The following is a 1,045-nucleotide window of genomic DNA, read 5'->3' as shown; positions in this document are numbered from 1 at the left end:
TACTACGATTATTATCAGCCTGAAGCCTACATCCCCCGCCAAGATTTGTTTATCGAAAAAGACAGCTCGATCAATGATGAGCTAGAGCGTCTACGCCTCTCCGCCACCGCCAATCTCCTCAGTTATGACGATGTCATCGTGGTCGCCTCCGTCTCTGCCAATTACGGGCTCGGTGATCCGGAAGAGTATGAAAAGATGGTGCAAGTTATCGCCATCGGTGATGAAATCAACCAAAAAAAGCTCCTCCTTCGCCTTGTCGAGATGGGTTATGCCCGAAACGACACCTATTTCGAGGGCGGTCACTTTCGGGTGAATGGGGAAGTGGTCGATATCTATCCCCCGTACTGGCAAGATCAGGCGGTGCGGATCGAATTTTTCGGGGATGAAGTGGAGCGTCTGACGTTTTTTGAACCCCTCAGCAACACCATGACCGAAAAACAAGAGAGTGTCACCATCTATGCCACCAGCCAGTTTGCCGTAGGGCAGGAGAAACTCTCCCGCGCGATCAAACGGATCGAAGATGAACTCGGAGAACGGCTGAACGAACTCGATAAACAAGGGAAAATCGTCGAAGCACAGCGCCTCAAACAGCGTTGCGAATTTGACCTCGAAATGCTTCAGGCTACGGGGATGTGCAAGGGGGTCGAAAATTACTCCCGTCATCTCACCGATAAACTCCCCGGAGAAGCTCCGTATACCCTGCTCGATTATTTCACCCTTCATCACGATAAATTTTTGATTATCGTCGATGAGAGTCATGTGAGTCTTCCACAGTTTCGGGGGATGTTTGCGGGGGATCGCAGTCGTAAAGAGGTACTCGTCGATTACGGTTTTCGCCTCCCAAGTGCCCTCGATAACCGCCCTCTGATGATCGATGAGTTTATGAACAAAGCGCCCCATTATATGTTCGTCTCCGCAACCCCATCAGCACAAGAACTCGATATCAGTACCACGATCGCTCATCAGATTATCCGCCCTACGGGACTCCTTGATCCGATTATCACGATCAAACCGAGTGAAAATCAGGTCGAAGATTTGCACGATG

Annotated in this window: 1 pseudogene; it reads left to right on the top strand. The window is 50.2% G+C overall.

Features of this window, described 5'->3' with window-relative positions:
- Positions 1 to 1,045, top strand: a pseudogene (locus tag Q7V20_RS11160) (excinuclease ABC subunit B); the annotation flags it as partial.

Origin of the sequence: Aquabacterium sp., from assembly GCF_030652515.1 — a bacterium.
GTDB lineage: Bacteria > Pseudomonadota > Gammaproteobacteria > Burkholderiales > Burkholderiaceae_C > Aquabacterium.
Note: the sequence above shows the minus strand (reverse complement) of the source record. Positions and strands in the feature narration are given on the sequence as shown.